This is a genomic window from Agromyces humatus, from assembly GCF_021228295.1.
GTDB classification, from domain to species: domain Bacteria; phylum Actinomycetota; class Actinomycetes; order Actinomycetales; family Microbacteriaceae; genus Agromyces; species Agromyces humatus.
The window spans coordinates 408,158-424,564 of the sequence record NZ_JAJQPD010000003.1 but is presented as its reverse complement, the minus strand read 5'-3'; the positions used below and the strand labels follow the sequence as shown (position 1 = coordinate 424,564).

General features: G+C 69.5%; 12 protein-coding genes. 6 read left to right on the top strand and 6 right to left on the bottom strand.

Features of this window, described 5'->3' with window-relative positions:
• The first annotated feature begins 40 nt into the window (after positions 1-40).
• From nucS to LSF15_RS07180, 3 genes are all read left to right on the top strand, one after another.
• Positions 41-736 carry an endonuclease NucS gene (gene nucS / locus LSF15_RS07190; RefSeq protein ID WP_232497839.1) on the top strand — a complete coding sequence of 232 codons (696 nt, stop codon included), beginning with the start codon at positions 41-43 and terminating at the stop codon, positions 734-736.
• A 91-nt stretch (positions 737-827) separates the two neighbouring features.
• Positions 828-1,502 carry an HAD hydrolase-like protein gene (locus tag LSF15_RS07185; protein WP_232497838.1) on the top strand — a complete coding sequence of 225 codons (675 nt, stop codon included), beginning with the start codon at positions 828-830 and terminating at the stop codon, positions 1,500-1,502.
• Positions 1,503-1,868: 366 nt separating this feature from the next.
• Positions 1,869-4,706: an immune inhibitor A domain-containing protein gene (locus LSF15_RS07180; protein WP_232497837.1), complete on the top strand. Its 2,838-nt coding sequence runs from the start codon at positions 1,869-1,871 to the stop codon at positions 4,704-4,706.
• Between the two features lie 169 nt (positions 4,707-4,875).
• Here LSF15_RS07180 and LSF15_RS07175 read toward each other — a convergent pair whose 3' ends face one another.
• The 5 genes from LSF15_RS07175 to LSF15_RS07155 form a co-directional block, all read right to left on the bottom strand.
• On the bottom strand, positions 4,876-5,553 hold the full coding sequence (locus LSF15_RS07175) for a TetR/AcrR family transcriptional regulator (RefSeq protein ID WP_232497836.1): 678 nt from the start codon (positions 5,551-5,553) through the stop codon (positions 4,876-4,878).
• 121 nt (positions 5,554-5,674) lie between these two features.
• Entirely contained in the window at positions 5,675-6,028 is a 354-nt protein-coding gene (locus LSF15_RS07170) for a putative quinol monooxygenase (protein ID WP_232497835.1), read from the bottom strand.
• Entirely contained in the window at positions 6,025-6,837 is an 813-nt protein-coding gene (locus LSF15_RS07165) for an ATP-binding cassette domain-containing protein (protein WP_232497834.1), read from the bottom strand. The genes LSF15_RS07170 and LSF15_RS07165 overlap by 4 nt, the downstream gene beginning before the upstream one ends.
• Positions 6,834-7,874: an ABC transporter permease gene (locus LSF15_RS07160; RefSeq protein ID WP_232497833.1), complete on the bottom strand. Its 1,041-nt coding sequence runs from the start codon at positions 7,872-7,874 to the stop codon at positions 6,834-6,836. Before LSF15_RS07160 ends, LSF15_RS07165 begins: the two co-directional genes overlap by 4 nt.
• A 138-nt stretch (positions 7,875-8,012) precedes the next feature.
• Positions 8,013-9,113: a substrate-binding domain-containing protein gene (locus LSF15_RS07155; RefSeq protein ID WP_232497832.1), complete on the bottom strand. Its 1,101-nt coding sequence runs from the start codon at positions 9,111-9,113 to the stop codon at positions 8,013-8,015.
• 177 nt (positions 9,114-9,290) lie between these two features.
• On the opposite strand from LSF15_RS07155, the gene LSF15_RS07150 reads away from it, so the two are divergent.
• The 3 genes from LSF15_RS07150 (at position 9,291) to LSF15_RS07140 (ending at position 14,306) form a co-directional block, all read left to right on the top strand.
• Complete coding sequence (locus LSF15_RS07150; RefSeq protein ID WP_232497933.1) at positions 9,291-10,295, top strand: LacI family DNA-binding transcriptional regulator; 1,005 nt, start codon at positions 9,291-9,293, stop codon at positions 10,293-10,295.
• A 4-nt stretch (positions 10,296-10,299) separates the two neighbouring features.
• A complete protein-coding gene (locus tag LSF15_RS07145; protein ID WP_232497831.1) occupies positions 10,300-11,229 on the top strand; it encodes a carbohydrate kinase family protein in 930 nt (309 codons plus the stop codon).
• A gap of 131 nt (positions 11,230-11,360) precedes the next feature.
• The gene (locus LSF15_RS07140) at positions 11,361-14,306 is read left to right on the top strand and encodes a GH32 C-terminal domain-containing protein (RefSeq protein ID WP_372459936.1); all 2,946 of its coding nucleotides are present in this window, start codon (positions 11,361-11,363) and stop codon (positions 14,304-14,306) included.
• 71 nt (positions 14,307-14,377) lie between these two features.
• Here LSF15_RS07140 and LSF15_RS07135 read toward each other — a convergent pair whose 3' ends face one another.
• Complete coding sequence (locus LSF15_RS07135; protein WP_232497830.1) at positions 14,378-15,967, bottom strand: glycoside hydrolase family 68 protein; 1,590 nt, start codon at positions 15,965-15,967, stop codon at positions 14,378-14,380.
• Between the last annotated feature and the right edge of the window lie 440 nt (positions 15,968-16,407).

Below are 16,407 nucleotides of genomic sequence, written 5' to 3'. Positions count from 1 at the left end.
CGTGCTCGCCGATCGCCACGGGCGCAAGTAGACTCACCGGGTGCGTCTCGTCATCGCCCGCTGCTCCGTCGATTACGCGGGGCGCCTCTCCGCCCGCCTGCCGCTCGCCACGCGGCTGCTCATGGTCAAGGGCGACGGCAGCCTGCTCGTGCACTCCGACGGCGGCAGCTACAAGCCGCTCAACTGGATGAGCCCGCCGTGCACGCTCACGACCGCCGAGCCCGACGACGACCAGGTCGCGGTCGGCATCACCGAGATCTGGAACGTCACGCACCAGAAGACCGCCGACCAGCTCATCGTGTCGATCCACGAGGTGCTGCACGACTCGTCGCACGAGCTCGGCATCGATCCCGGGCTCGTCAAGGACGGCGTCGAGTCGCACCTGCAGAAGCTGCTCGCCGAGCAGATCGAGCTGCTCGGCGAGGGTCATCGGCTCGTGCGCCGTGAATACATGACCGCGATCGGTCCGGTCGACATCCTCGCGACCGACCCCACCGGCGGGAGCGTGGCGGTCGAACTCAAACGCCGCGGCGACATCGACGGCGTCGAGCAGCTCACCCGCTACCTCGAGCTCATGAACCGCGACCCTCGCATTGCGCCAGTGACCGGGGTATTCGCAGCCCAGGAGATCAAACCCCAGGCTCGCACCCTCGCCGAGGACCGGGGCATCCGCTGCCTGGTCCTCGACTACGACGCGATGCGGGGCGTCGACGGCGGGCATGCACGCCTCTTCTGACGACGCTCGAACAGATGTGTGTCCGGTTGCGCACAGAAGTTGCCCACTCGACGCACAGACGATGCGCCGTGGTGGCCCCTATGATGTCACGGTGACTTCCCCGACCCTCTCCCCCACCCGTACGTGGTCGGCCGTGCTCTTCGACCTCGACGGCACGATCGTCGACTCCGCCTCCGACATCACCGCCTCGCTCGCGCACATGTTCGCCGAGATGGGCCTTCCGGTTCCCCCCGACGAGGTGCTGCGCTCCTACGTCGGCCCGCCCCTGCTCGACAGCCTGCGCATGACCGCCGGGTTCAGCGACGCCGAGTCGTGGGAGGCGCTGAACCTCTACCGCGACCACTACGCCGACCGACTGCTCTCGTCGCCCGTCTTCCCCGGCGTCGCCGGGGTGCTCGAGCGCCTGCACGCTGCCGGCGTTCCGATCGCCCTCGCGACGTCGAAGCCCGAGTCCATGGCTCGCCGGGTGCTCGACCACAATCACCTGACCCAGTACTTCACCGTCATCGCCGGAGCCAGCGAAGACGAGGAGCGCAGCACGAAGGCCGACGTCGTCGCCCACGCGCTGCGCGGCCTGCAGGCCGCCGGCATCGACACCGGCAACTCGGTGATGGTCGGCGATCGCGGCTACGACACCCTCGGTGCGCTCGCCAACGGCGTACCGACGATCCTCGTCGAGTGGGGCTACGGCTCCCCCGCCGAGGTGGGCGACTCGTACGCCGTCGTGCACTCGGCCGACCAGCTGCGCAACCTGCTGCTGGGCTGATCGAGCGGATGTCCCGGGGTGCGTGCGCCGGGACGTCCGCGGTGCTGCCCCGGCGCAGGCTGCGCCTGCCGGCGCGACCGTAGGTGCCGGGTCATCCGCAGGTCTTCACGTGCGATGAGGCGCGCACGAGCTTCACGGACCCACGCACGTTCTCGCCGCTGGATTCGCAGATTCCGGCGTATTCCGCCGTCCTCCCACACGATCTGCGGTATCGCGCGATGAACTGAGGCTTCCTCACGCAAGATTTCGCCATCGGGGCTTCCCCTTGACCCCCCGTTCGGGGCAGGATGCCGTTTACGTCCGTCTACCGGCGGGCGCCGTGCGTGTCCCGCGGTCACCTCCAGCGGGGCATTCGAAGGGAGAAGCATGTCTGGATTCACGCCCCGCGCGCGCAAGCGCGCGGTCGCGGCCATTCCAGTGCTCGCACTCGCCGCCACCGGTCTGGTGTCGTTCGGTGCGAGCACTGCGGTCGCAGCCGCATCGCCGGTATCGCCACCGGTGATCAGCGATTCCGAGTACTACATGAACTACGTCGCGCCGCGCGCCGAGGAGGCGTTCGGAACCGACGACGCGGCCGGGGTCGACGTTGCGGGCAAGACGGTCGCCGGTTCAGCCGCGGCGGTCGACGCGAGTGCGGCCGTCGCCAAGGCCGACGCGCTCGACCGCAAGTTCGGCCAAGGCAACCCGGTCGCGGCTCAGGGTCTCGCCAAGCTCGAGTCGAAGTCGATCCAGACCGGCAAGAGCCCGAAGCAGATCAAGCAGCAGCAGCTCAAGCAGTCGAAGGGCACGCAGGAAGCGAAGCTGCTGACGATCCTCGTCGAATTCGACGACGCCGCGAACGATGACTTCACCGGGTCCTACGTGCCGTCCGCGTTCGGCGCGACCGACTGCACGCCCGGCACCGTGCAGAACGGTCCCATGCACAACAACATCCCGAACCCGGCTGACTACGAGCTCGAGGACAACAACTCGATGTGGGTCGAGGACTTCTCGTCGGAGCACTTCAACAAGATGCTCTTCACCGACGATGGCATCACCGAGCGAGTGCGCACCGACCTCACCGGCCCCGACGGCGAGCCCGGCTTCGACATCTCGGGCTACACGATGAAGGCCATGTACGAAGAGATGTCGCGCGGCGCCTACACCGTGACCGGCGAGGCGACCCCGTGGATCACGGTGCCCCACTCCGAGGCGTACTACGGTGCGAGCCTCTGCTTCAAGAACGAGGCCGGCGTCTACGAGGCCGGCGCGATCCAGGACATGCAGGGCCACCCCGACAACCCGCTCGGGCCGGGCCAGCTGCCCATCGATGCGGTCGCAGCCCTCGCCGAGGCGCAGCCCGACTTCCCCTGGGCCGACTATGACATCGAGGACCAGGGCGACCGCGACGGCGACGGCAACGTCCTCGAGCCCGACGGCGTGATCGACCATGTCGTGCTCGTGCACGCGGGCGAAGACAAGTCGGGCGGCGGCGGCGCCGAGGGCACCTACGCCCTCTGGGCGCACTCGTCGGCGGTCGCCGGCGGCGCCGACATCCCCGGCACCGACCTCAAGCTCTCGAACTACATCGTCCAGCCCGAGGACTCGGGCGTCGGCGTGTTCGCGCACGAGTACGGCCACGACCTCGGCCTGCCCGACCTGTACGACACCTCGGGTGTCGGCAGCTCCGACGTCGACTTCTGGGACCTCATGAGCTCGGGCTCCCACTCCGGCCCGATCTTCCAGTCGATGCCGACCCACATGGGCCTCTGGGACAAGTGGGTGCTCGGCTGGGCCGACCCCGTCGAGGTGAACCCCGGCGACGACGTGACGACCGTCAAGGTCGGCCAGAACTCGCGGCCGAAGAAGGGCACGCAAGACGGCGTCAAGGTCAACCTGCCCGACAAGGTGGTCACTCTCGCCCAGCCGCACAGCGGCGAGAACATGTGGTACACCGGGGCCGACCAGGACTGGGCCGACCTGCGCCTGGGCCGCACCGTCGAGAACGTTCCCGCCGACGCCAAGTTCTGGATGTGGAACAACTACGTGATCGAGGGCGACTGGGACTACGGCTTCGTCGAGGTCTCGGCCGATGGCGGAACGACGTGGACCGAGCAGAAGGTCTACGCCGAGAACGGCACCGAGGTCTCGACTGCCGACGGCTACGCCGACCCCAACGGCCGCATGGCCGACTACGGCGACAAGAAGTACGGCCTGACGGGCGACTCGCACGGCTGGGCTCACCACTACGTCGACCTGTCGTCGTACGCCGGCGAGACCGTGCAGGTGCGCCTGCGCCTCGCCACGGATGCCGCCTACCAGGACCGCGGGTGGTTCAGCGATGACTTCGCACTGACCAGCGGCGGCACCCAGGTCTGGGCCGACGACGTCGAGAACGGTGACAACGGCTGGAAGGCCGAGGTCGCCTCGTTCACGACCACGACCGGACCCGGCTGGCGTCTCGACACCGGCACGTCGGTGAAGGCGCAGTACTACCTCGTCGAGTGGCGCAACTTCGACGGCTTCGACGAGGGCCTCAAGCACGCCTACAACTCGACGTACAGCGTCGGCGCGTGGAAGGTCGAGAAGCTCGCCTACAACGCACCGGGCGCGCTCGTCTGGTACCGCGACACGACGTACGGCAGCTCGAACCAGATCACGACGAACGAGGCGGCACTGCCGAGCTACGGCGCGAAGGGTGGCCTGTTGATCGTCGACAGCCACTTCGACCCGCTGCAGCGCACCGGTGCGGCCGCCGCCGCAGACCCGTCGACGCTGAACGTGATGCCGTCGCGGGCGCAGTCGTCGAACGCGGCATTCGGACTCACGAGTACCCACCCGTTCACGGAGTGCTTCACCGACGCCGCGCTCACCGAGTACTGCACCGACATCGCGGCCCAGGAGCCGGTGAGCACCTTCACCGACGACCAGGGCTGGGTGCCCGGGTTCGCGCTCCGCGAGTCCGACGGCGCGCTGTTCTACCGTGACCGGGATGCCTCGACGGCCGTCCCGTCGGTGGGCAACGCGCTGTACACGACGCCGCTGTACGACCTCGAGGGCAACCGCCTCCCGGCGTACGACGGCCTCGACATCGGCCTCGGCCCGTTCGGCTCGGGCAACCCGGCCGACTCGGGCGTGGGCTACGGCACGGTCGTGAAGGTCAAGAAGGCCCTCGACGGCAACAGCGCCGCGCTCATCGAGATCACTCCGCCGACCGCGGGCTGATCGCCGAGCAGCGCAACCATCAGCACCACCGACGAGGCGTCGGCCCCTCCCGGGGTCGGCGCCTCGTCGCGTTGCGGCGCAGGATGGGGATTTCGCCTGCGCCGAGCGTGCACCTCTCGCCCGTGCTCGGCGGCGACTGCAGGCTCGCCGTGCGGGCAGCGGGCTCCGCTCAGCCGATGAGCCCGGCGAGCAGCCGCTCGACGCCCCAGGCGAACTGCGCCGTCGAGTTCCGCTCGGCGACGAGGGTCATCGTCTGCTCGCTCATCGGGAATCTCGCAAGGTCGGTCCAGAGGGCCGCGCCCGAGGCATCCGTCACGATCAGCGGGTCGGATGTCGCGGCGTCGGATTCGACGTCGACCTCGGCCGATTCCAGGGCGATCGAGCCGAGCGCGTAGACCTGCAACGCGTACGCGGCGCGAGCCGCGTCGTCGAGCGACAGCCCGGTCGCGCAGAACTGCTCGAGGAGCGTCTCGTTGAGCCGCATCGCGTTGGGTCCGTCGAGCGGGCCGCTCATGATGAGTCCGAGGGCTCCCGCGTGACCCGCGAGCAGTTCGCGCAGTGACAGGGCGATCCGCACGAGGCGGGCGCGCACCGCGGCGACGCCGACTTCCGCGCTGTCGGCTTCGGTGAGGGTGCCGAGGTCGAGGCGGGCGAGCAGGTGCTCGACCATGCCCCGCAGCAGCGCGTTCTTGCTCGGGTAGTACGTGTACAGCGCGGTCGGCGTGATGCCGAGCGAGCCGGCGACACCACGCACCGAGACCGCTGCGAAACCCTTGGCCTCGAGCAGGTCGAAGGCGGCGTCGAGGATCTCAGCGTGGGTGAGGCTGCGTCGGGGGCCGGGTCTCATGCTCGGGCGTGCTCGTGGTTCATGTCTCCTCGAGCCTATGGCCCGGGCACGACCACACCGACCACACCGACCACACCGACCACACCGACCACACCGACCATCGTCAGCGAGCTGGCTCGACTCAGCCGAGCAGTGCGGTGAAGGTGAGCACCGATCCGTCCTCGACGATGAGCGGGACGAGGGCCGCATTGAACTCGGCGCCGTAGCCCGCGGCGAGGTGCTCGGCGAACGCCGCCTCGTCGCGGTAGGCCTCCTGCACGACGAAGGCGGCGCCGGCCGGCTCGGGCCCGGCGACCGCACCGGATCCCGGTGGAGCGGACTCGACGCGGTACGGCTCGAAGGCGAGGCATCCGGGTTCAGCGCGCACCTTCGCCGTGAGCGCGAGGAGGAGGTTCGCGACCTCCTCCTCGCGCCCGGGCAGGGCGGTGAACCGAGCGATGAGCTCGACCCGGCCATCCTCGCTCGACCAGCTCATTCGCGCGCCGCGCCCGTCATGATCGCGACGGCGTCGGTCATCGTGTGCGTCTCAGGCCTGATCGTCGCCGCGCGCTTGCCGAGGCGCTGGACGTGGATGCGGTCGGCCACGTCGAACACGTGCGGCATGTTGTGCGAGATGAGGATGACGGGGATGCCCCGCTCGCGCAGGTTGCGGATGAGCTCGAGCACCTGGTTCGACTCGCGCACGCCGAGCGCGGCGGTCGGCTCGTCGAGCACGACGACCTTCGACCCGAACGCCGCGGCACGGGCCACTGCGACTGCCTGGCGCTGGCCGCCCGAGAGGTTCTCGACGGGCACCGTGACGTCCTGCAGCGTCGAGATGCCGAGCGCCGTCAGCTCGTCCCTCGCCTTCTGCCGCATGCCCTTCTGGTCGACCACCCGGAAGACCGAGCCGAGGATGCCCTTCTTCCGCTCTTCGCGCCCGAGGAACAGGTTCGACGCCACGTCGAGCGCCGGCGAGACGGCGAGGTTCTGGTAGACCGTCTCGATGCCGGCGGCGCGGGCGTCCTGCGGGCGCTTGAAGTGCACCGGCCTGCCGTCGAGGAAGATCTCGCCCTCGTCGGGGATCTCGGCGCCCGTCAGGCACTTGATGAGGGTCGACTTGCCGGCGCCGTTGTCGCCGATGACGGCGAGCACCTCTCCCGGGAAGAGCTCGAGGCTCACCCCGTCGAGGCCGACGACCCTGCCGAACGTCTTGACGAGCCGGCGGGCCCGGAGGATCGGCGTGCGGGTCTCGGCGGAGCCGGCCGCAGGGGTCTGCCCCGCGGCATCCGTTGCGATGGTCATTTGCGTACCTTTCGAATCCACTGGTCGACGGCGACCGCGACGATGATGAGCACGCCGACGGCGAAGGTCTGCCAGAGCACGTCGAGGCCGGCGAGCGAGAGCCCGTTGCGGAAGACGCCCACAATGAGCGCACCGAGCAGGGTGCCCCAGACCGTTCCGCGTCCGCCGAAGAGGCTCGTGCCGCCGATGACGACGGCGGTGATCGAGTCGAGGTTGAGTTCGGCACCCGCGTTCGGCGAGGCCGCGTTGGTGCGGCCGATCTGGATCCACGCGCCGAGCGCGAGGATCGCACCCGCCGCGAGGTACACGCTGAGGAGCACCCGGTTCACGCTGATGCCGGCGAGGCGAGCCGACTCGGGGTCGTCGCCGACCGCGTAGACGTGCCGACCCCACGCCGTCTTCTGCAGGATGAGCGCGACGACCACGTAGAGCAGCAGCATCATGAGCACGCCGACGGTGAAGTTGACGCCGCCGATGTTGAACGTCGCCCCCATCGCGGTGAGCAGCTCGGGCATCTCACCGCCGCGTACGGTCGCGCCGCCCGAGTAGAGCAGGGTGAGCGCGACGAAGATGCTCAGCGTACCGAGGGTGACGATGAACGGGGGCAGCTTCAGCCGGGTGACGAGGAAGCCGTTGAATGCGCCCGCCGCGAGTCCGACGACGAGGCCGAGGAACAGGCCGAGCACCGCGGGCAGGCCCATCTGCACGGTCGTCTGCGCGATCACCATCGAGATCAGCACCATCACGGCGCCGACCGACAGGTCGATGCCCGCCGTGAGGATGATGAGGGTCTGGGCGACGGCGAGGGTGCCGACCACGGCGACCTGCTGCGTGATGAGCGAGAGGTTCGCCGGGTTCAGGAACCGGTCGTTGAGCAGGCCGAACACGATGACGGCGAGCACGAGCACGATCGCCGGGCTGATGGCCGGGTAGCGGTGCAGGACGTTGCGGATGCGGCTGAGTGGGGTGGTGCGGTCGAGGAACTCCTCGGCCAGGTCGAGCGCCGATGTCGGCGGCTCGGTCGTGTGCTGAGTCACGTGGTTACTCCCGTTGTGTGTTCGGTGAGGGTGAAGTGGGCGGGTGCGGATCGGTGGGGAGTGACGGATGCCGCGGGGCTCGGCCCTCGCGCGACATCCGCCCCGACCCGCACCGCGCTCACGGTCGGGTGCCGGGGATCAGCCCCAGCAGATCTCGCCGCCCTCGGCGGTGTCGATCGACTCGACGCCGTCCTGCGCGTCGTCGGTGACGAGTGCGACACCGGTGTTGTAGAAGTCGAGGCCGTCGGTGGCCTCGGGCGCCTCGCCGGTCTCGATGAGGTCGAAGATCGCCTGCACGCCGAGCTCGGCCATCTTCACGGGGTACTGCTGGCTCGTCGCCCCGATGGTGCCGTCGGCGACGGCGGCGACGCCGGCGCAACCGCCGTCGACCGAGACGACGATGAGATCGTCGGTCGCGCCCGCAGCCTTGAACGCCTCGAACGCGCCGTAGGCGGCCGGTTCGTTGATCGTGTAGACGACGTTGATGCCGGGGTTCTTGGAGAGGAGCGTCTCAGCGGCGGTGCGACCGCCGTCTTCGGCGCCCTGGGATGCCTCGTTGCCGACGATCTCGTAGTCGCCGCCGCTGTAGCTGCCGGTCGGTTCCTCGTCGCCGTTCACTGCGGGGTCGCCGAGGTCGATGCCGAGGCCGTCGAGGAATCCCTGGTCGCGGTTGACGTCGACCGAGACGACCTTGTCGTCGAACAGGTCGACGAGCGCGATCGTGGCCTTCTCGCCGCCGAGCTTCGCGGCGGTCCACCTGCCGATCTCCTGGCCCGCGAGGAAGTTGTCGGTCGCGAACGTGATGTCGACCGACTCAGGGTCGGCCGGCGGGGTGTCGAGCGCGATGACGTAGAGGCCGGCATCGCGAGCCTTCACGAGCGCGTCCTCGACGGCGGGGCCGTTCGGCGTGATGAGGATGCCGGCGTCGCCCTTCGAGATGGCATTCTCGACGGCCTGGATCTGGGTGTCCTCGTCGCCGTCCTCCTTGCCCGCGGCGAAGGTCAGCTCGACGCCCAGGTCCTCGGCTGCGGTCTCGGCGCCGTCCTGCATGGCGACGAAGAACGGATTGGTGGTGGTCTTGACGATCAGCGAGACGCCGATCGGCTCGTCACCGCCCTCGGCGGCGCCCGAGGCGGACCCGCTCGAGGCGCATCCTGTGAAGGCGAGTGCGGCGGCCGCGGTGAGCGAGCCGGCCATGATCATGCGGCGGCGGAATGCCGCGGGTGCTGTGCGATTCATCGATGAATCTCCTCCGGGTGTTGGGCGACCGTTGTCTCCCTGACAACGATGTCATGCTAGGTCTAGACCATGCCCGTGTGTATAGTCAAGTCGAACTTTCAAATTGGAGATCACATCGTGACATCGTTGTCAGATACCACGTCGCAGGTCCCGGCGAACCCTCGCTCCCGCCCGACGATGCGGCACGTCGCCGCCCTCGCGGGCGTCGGGGTGAAGACCGTCTCGCGCGTGATCAACGGCGAGCCGAACGTGTCGGCGGCGACGATCGCGAAGGTCATGGCGGCCGCGCGCACCCTCGATTACCAGCCCGACCTGCACGCCGGCAACCTGCGGCGCGCCGACGGCCGCACTCGCACCCTCGGGCTGCTCGTGGGCAGCGTCGACAACCCGTTCGCCGGGGCCGTGCACCGCGCGGTCGAAGACGTGGCGCTCCAGCACGGCGTCGCGGTCTTCGCCTCGAGCCTCGACGACGACCCCGACCGCGAGCAGGAGTCGGTCGACGCCTTCCTTCGGCGCCGCGTCGACGGGCTCATCCTCACCACGGTCACCGAGAGTCAGGCCTACCTCGCGCCGGAGTTGCGCCGAGGCACACCCGTCGTGTTCGTCGACCGCGAGCCGGCCGGCATCACCTCCGACGCTGTGGTGAGCGACAATGCCGACGGCGCTGCACTGGCCACCCGTCACCTGCTCGAGGGCGGTCATCGGCGACTCGCCTACCTGGGCGACCGGCCCGTCATCCAGACGGCGCGCGAGCGACGTCGCGGGTTCCTCGAGGAGCTCGGTCGGGCCGGTGTGGCGACACGCGGCGTCCCGGTCGTCGACGGCCTCCACGACGAGGAGTCCGCCCGCGCCGCCACGATCGCGCTCTTCGACTCGCCGAATCCGCCGACCGCGATCTTCAGCGCGCAGAACCTCGTGACGATCGGCGTCATCCGCGCCCTGCGCGAGCTCGGGCGACACCACGACACCGCGCTCGTCGGCTTCGACGACGTGCCCCTCGGCGACCTCCTCGACCCCGGCGTCACCGTGGTCGCCCAAGACCCGCAGGGGATCGGGCGGGCGGCGGCCGAGCGCGTCTTCGCGCGGCTCGACGGCGACCACTCGCCCCCGGTGCGCACGATCGTGCCGACACGATTGATCGAACGCGGCTCAGGCGAGATCCCGCCGCGCCGGGAAGGCTGATCGCATGACCGACGCGACTCCAACTCCTCGACGGGTCACCGTCGTCGGCGACGCCCTGATCGACGAACTGCGCGATGCGCACGGGTCGCGCGAGTTCGTCGGCGGCGCCGCGCTGAACGTGGCGGTCGGGCTCGCCGTGCTCGGCGACGAAGCGACGCTCATCGCGATGCTCGGCGACGACGAACCCGCCGAGCACATCCGCGCCTACCTGCGCGACTACGGGGTTCGGCTCGTCGAGAGCCCGTCGATGCACGGCACGTCGCGGGCGATCTCCGACCGTTCCGAAGGCGGGGAGCCGCGCTACGAGTTCAACGAGGCGGCATGGCGGCGCAGCATCCGCTTCGACGATGCGACCCGCGCCGCGCTCGACGAAGCCGACGTCGTGGTGGTGAGCTGCTACCCGTTCGACGATGCCGCGCAGTACGCCTCGCTCGTCGAGGCGATCGAACGGCCGCGCGAGCGACTCGTCGTCGACGGCAACCCGCGGTCGGGCATGCTGTCCGACCGCGATGCGTTCCTCGCGAACTTCGAGGACTTCGCCACGCGGTCGCTGCTCGTCAAGGTCGGCGACGACGACGCCGAACTGCTGCTCGGCGACTCGCTCGACGCCTTCGTCGCGCGGTTGCAGTCGGCCCAGGGGTCACCCCAGGCGATCCTCGCCACGGCCGGACGCCACGGTGCCGCGGTGCACGTCGGCGACGCGGCCGTGCACGAGGACATCGTCGTGCTTCCCGGACCGATCATCGACACCATGGGGGCCGGCGACGCGACCCTCTCGGCCGCCGTGCACCACCTCGCGGTGCACGGCGTCCCCCGCTCGGCCGACGGCTGGAGGGGCGCCCTGCGCGAGGCGATGACGATCGCGGCGGCCACGGTGCGCCACGAGGGCGCGCTGCTGCGCATGCCGACGCACGAGAAGATCGACCCGAGCTGACGTCGGGCCGCGACGTCGCGGCATCCGAACCCCTTGCATTGTCCAGCAGACACTGCGTAGCATCGCCGCCGTCGACTGACAACGATGTCACAACTGAACGGTGACTCGCGCAACGAAGGGCGAAAGAGACGATGACGACGAAATCATGGTGGCGTACGAGCCTGGCGGCCGTCGCGATCGCCGGGCTCGCGGCCGGCCTGACCGGTACCATTCCGGCCATGGCCGACGACGGAGGTCCGGACCCGGCGGAGGAGCAGTACCGGCCGTACCTGCACTTCTCCCCCGAGCGGAACTGGATGAACGACCCGAACGGGCTCGTCTACGAGGACGGCACCTGGCACCTGTTCTACCAGCACAATCCCTCGGGCACCCGCTGGGGCAACATGAGCTGGGGCCACGCGACGAGCGACGACCTCGTGCACTGGGAGGAGCAGCCGGTCGCGATTCCGCAGACGTTCGACGACGAGGGCCGGGCGATCGAGGACATCTTCTCGGGCTCCGTCGTCGTCGACGAGACGAACAGCAGTGGCTTCGGCACGGCCGAGGAGCCGCCGATGGTCGCGATCTACACCAGCGCATACACCCCGGCGCATCCGACCCACGCCGGGAAGCAGGCGCAGTCGCTCGCCTACAGCACCGACCACGGACAGACCTGGACGAAGTACGAGGGCAACCCGGTGCTCGACCGTGACTCGGCGAACTTCCGCGACCCGAAGGTCATCCGCTACACCGACCCCGACACCGGCGAGTCGTACTGGGTGATGGTCGCCGTCGAGGCCCTGGAGTACCAGGTCGTGCTCTACCGCAGCGACGACCTGAAGACCTGGACGCACCTCAGCGACTTCGGTCCGGCCAACGCCACCGGCGGCATCTGGGAGTGCCCCGACCTCTTCCCGATCGCGGTCGACGGCGACCCGGCGAACATCAAGTGGGTGCTCGTCGTGAACCTCAACCCGGGGAGCGTCGCGGGCGGCTCGGGCGGCCAGTACTTCGTCGGCGAGTTCGACGGGACGGCGTTCACCTCGGAGAGCACCGTCGCAGCCGACGCCCTGCCCGAAGGCACCGTCTTCGCGGGCTTCGACGGCGGCGACTACGAGGGCTGGACCGTGCGCAACGAGCCCGGCAACCAGGCGAACGGCCCGTGGACGGACGCCCCGGCCGCTGGCACGCTGCCCGGCCAGAACACGGTATCGGGCTTCGTCGGCGCCGGCCTCGTGAACGGCTTCGCCGACCACGACTGGCCCGTGGGCAGTATGGAGTCGCCGGTGTTCACCATCGAGCAGGACTACGTGAACCTCCTCGTGGGCGGGGGGAACCACCCGCACATCGACGGCACGCAGCTCGGCAACGAGCCGCCGGCCGGCCGCGTGCTCTTCGACGGCTTCGAACTCGCCGACGGCACGACGCTCGCCGACTCCGGCTGGGAGATCACGGGCGACTTCGCGACCGAGCCTGCGCGCAACCCCTCGACCTCGGGCGGCGACTACTCCCTCGGCGCGAAGCGCGTGAACACCTGGGAGGGCGGACCGAAGGGCGACGACAACGTGGGCGACCTCACCTCGCCGGCGTTCACGATCGAGCCCGGAGAGAATCACCTGAGCTTGCTGATCGGCGGCGGCAAGCGGTTCAACGGCACCCTCGAGGTGCGGCTCGTCGTCGACGGCGAGGTCGTGCGCACCGCGACCGGCCCCGAGGCCGGCCAGCTGAACTGGCAGTCGTGGGATGTGTCCGATCTCGCGGGCGCCGAGGCCCGCTTCCAGGTGCACGACGACGCCACCGGCGGCTGGGGTCATCTCACGGTCGACCACCTCGTGCTCGGCGCCGAGCCGGCGCAGCCGCGGTCCGATGAGACGAGCGTGAGCCTCGTCGTCGACGGCGAGGTCGTGCGCACCGCGACGGGCCGCAACGGCGAGACCCTCGACTGGGTCGGCTGGGACGTGCGCGAGTATGTCGGGCGCGAGGCATCCGTTCGCATCGTCGACAACAACCGCTTCGGCTGGGGCCACATCCTCGTCGACCAGGTGATGTTCGCGGACGCCCCGGCGGCGCCCCGCATCGAGGGCTACGACTGGCTCGACTGGGGGCGCGACTACTACGCGACCGTGTCGTTCGCGAACGCGCCCGACGGGCGGCGGGTGATGCTCGGCTGGATGAACAACTGGGACTACGCCAACGACATCCCGACCGGGTCGTGGCGCAGCGCCATGGCGCTGCCGCGCGACGTGTCGCTCACGACCACCGAGCGCGGGCCGCGGCTCGTGCAGCGGGTCGCACCCGAGTTCGCCGAGCTCGAGCAGGTCGATCGAGCCTTCACGCAGGCTTCGCTGCCCATCGCGGACGGCTCCGAGACCCTCCCCGTATCGGGCGATGTCGTGCGCATCGACGCGGTCTTCGCGCCGGGCGACGCCGACGCGGTGGGCCTCAGCGTGCTCGGGGACGACGAGGCGTCGACCCGCATCGGGTACGACGCGACGACGGGTCGGCTGTTCGTCGACCGACGGGATTCGGGCAGCACGGCGTTCCACTCGGCGTTCGCGTCGCTCGACGACGCGCCGGTGGAGCTCGTCGACGGCCGCATCGCGATCACCGCGTACGTCGACCGCTCGTCGGTCGAGGTGTTCACCGCCGACGGGCGCACGACGATCACCGACCAGGTGTTCCCGAACGCCGGCGCCCGCGCGATCGGCCTCTGGGCCGAGCGTGACGGCGCGACGCTCGAGTCGCTCACGGTGACGCCGCTGCACGGCGCGATGTACAAGGAGTCGGGCGTCGATGACGCCGCGGCCGCGCCGCCCGCCGCCGAGGTCTCGGCGCTCACGGGCCCGAAGCGCGGACCAGACGCCGACGGCGACTACGTGGTGAAGGTGAAGGTCGGCAAGGGCGCGCCGACGACGGTCGTCCGGCTCGTCGAGGACGGCTCGGTGATCGGCCGGGTCTACCGTTCGGCCGACAGTGAGCGCGTCGTCGAATTCCCGATCACGGATGCCGCACCCGGCGAGCACCGCTACTCGGTCGAGCTCGAGAACTCGGTCGGCACCACCGACGGGGGCGTCCTCGTCGTGCAGGTCGCCGGCTGATCGCCGGCTGCGCTGAGCGGATGCCCCGGGGAACGGTTCCCCGGGGCATCCGTCGTTCGCGCTGCGAGCCGTTACTGCACCTTGCCGCCGGAGTTGACGTCGAGGTTCGCCGGGATGTCGGCCCAGCCGCCGAGCCCGCCGTCGCCGTACGAGTAGTCGACCGCCGAGTTCACGCCGTCGAGGTCGATCTTCACGGTCGGGGCGAGGGTGCCGCCGCGCACGAAGTCGTCATGCGTGCCGATCGTGTCGATGAACGACTGCACCAGGCCGCCGGGCATCACGTAGTGCGAGTACGCCTGGAAGTGGCCCGGGTGCTGGTTGTAGTCGGGAGCGAACGGCTGTCCGCCGGCGAAGTTGAGGTTCGTCGGGTTGCCGAGCGCGAGACCCGAGCCGCCGTTCAAGGGCTGGAAGTCGCTGCGGATGCCATCGCCGACGAAGCCGTACACGCCCTCAGGGCCGTCGATGCCGGACGCGAACGTGCCGCGGTGGCTGATCGTGAAGAGGTAGGCCTTGCCGTTCTCGAACACGAACTGCGGGCGTTCGGTCTGGTCGGTGACGCAGTTCGCCGAAAGGATCGGCGGCAGGAACTCCCACTCGGTGAGTTCCTTGTTCTTCGCCTTCGCGAGGCCGATGTTGCCGATCTGATAGGTCGCGCCCGAGGCGTTGACCTGGTCGACCGTCTCGGCGTAGGGGTCGCCCTCGCGGTAGCCGAGGTCCTCCTCGGTGCACTTCGCGGACTCGCGCGGCATGGCGGAGTTGCCTTCGAAGACCATGTAGGTCTCACCGGGGTTCGCCGGGTCCTCGAAGGTGAACGGGTCGCGGAAGTTGAAGAACTCGTTCTGCTCGCCGGTCTGGTAGAAGGTGCCGTCGGCCTTCAGCAGGTCGGTGACCTTGTCGAATCCGGTGAACTTCACGCCGTTCTTGTTCGCGTGCACCGTGCCGACGCTCAGCGCGATGCGCGGGTCGTACGGCTTGATGTTCGAGCCATCGGGGTTGCGGTAGAACGCGACATCCGTGAAGAAGAGCTTGATCTGGCCGCCCTTGAAGATGCGCGCCGAGCCCGACCACTGGGTCTGGTGGCTGAATGACTGGTCCTCGAAGATCTTCCCGGTGACGCCCTCATCGAACACCAGGCCGCCATAGGTCCAGCCGCCGTTCTCGGGTCGCTCGTCGGCCGCGATTCCCGCCGGCCGGAAGAAGTACCCGATCTTCGCGTAGTGGTGCCGCTCGTCGAAGCCGAGGCTGCGGTCGGCGACGAGCGAGAAGATGACCTCCTGGCCGTTGACGCTGTACTGGTTGCCGTCCTCGTCAGTCAGCGGCCAGGTGTCCCAGACCCAGACCTCGCCGTTCGACATGTCGGGGAAGTCCTGCGGCACCTCGGGCATCGTGAGCGAGGCCGGCATCGAGTTCTCCCGCGACGGGGCGTCGGGATCCGACAGCCGCTTCAGCTGCTTGGCGTCGGCACGGGTCCACTTCGCGGTGAAGTCGTCCTCGGGTGCGTAGGCCTCCTGCGTGTGCACCGTCGGCTCGGGACCGGGCTGCAGGCCTGCAGGAGCGGCGACGGCTCCCGCCGTGCCGGTGAAGAGGGTCGCGACCACGGCGCCGGCCGTGACGATGCCTCCGATGATCGGGCGCCTGATGCGCCGGGTGAGTGTCGACATGGTGTGCCTTTCGTAGGGTGAACGGTGCCGCCGAGTTGGCGGCGATGGCGGTTCGGATGCCGCGAACGGGCGTGGCCGCGGGCGCGGCATCCGAACCGGCCCGATCCGACGGCGTCAGCCGTGCGGTCGGGAGTCGTGGTGCGACGCGAGGGCTCAGACGAGCCCTTCACGCCGTCGGATGACGCGACCATCGGCGCCCCGCGAGCGGATCCTCCGCTCACGGACGGCGCGACCGCGTTCACGATGCGTGCGCGGTGCATGGTCTGGTGCCTTCACGTTCTTCGCTTTCGTTGTGGATCGTCGGCCGGAGCCAGATCGGTCCTCGAGAACGTGGCGTTGTGCTTCCCCCGACACAGGACGCTATGCGCATCCTGACAACGTTGTCAACCTGGCATGGAAACATCGATGTCCAGTGCCATCGAAGGAAGATTCCCCGATCA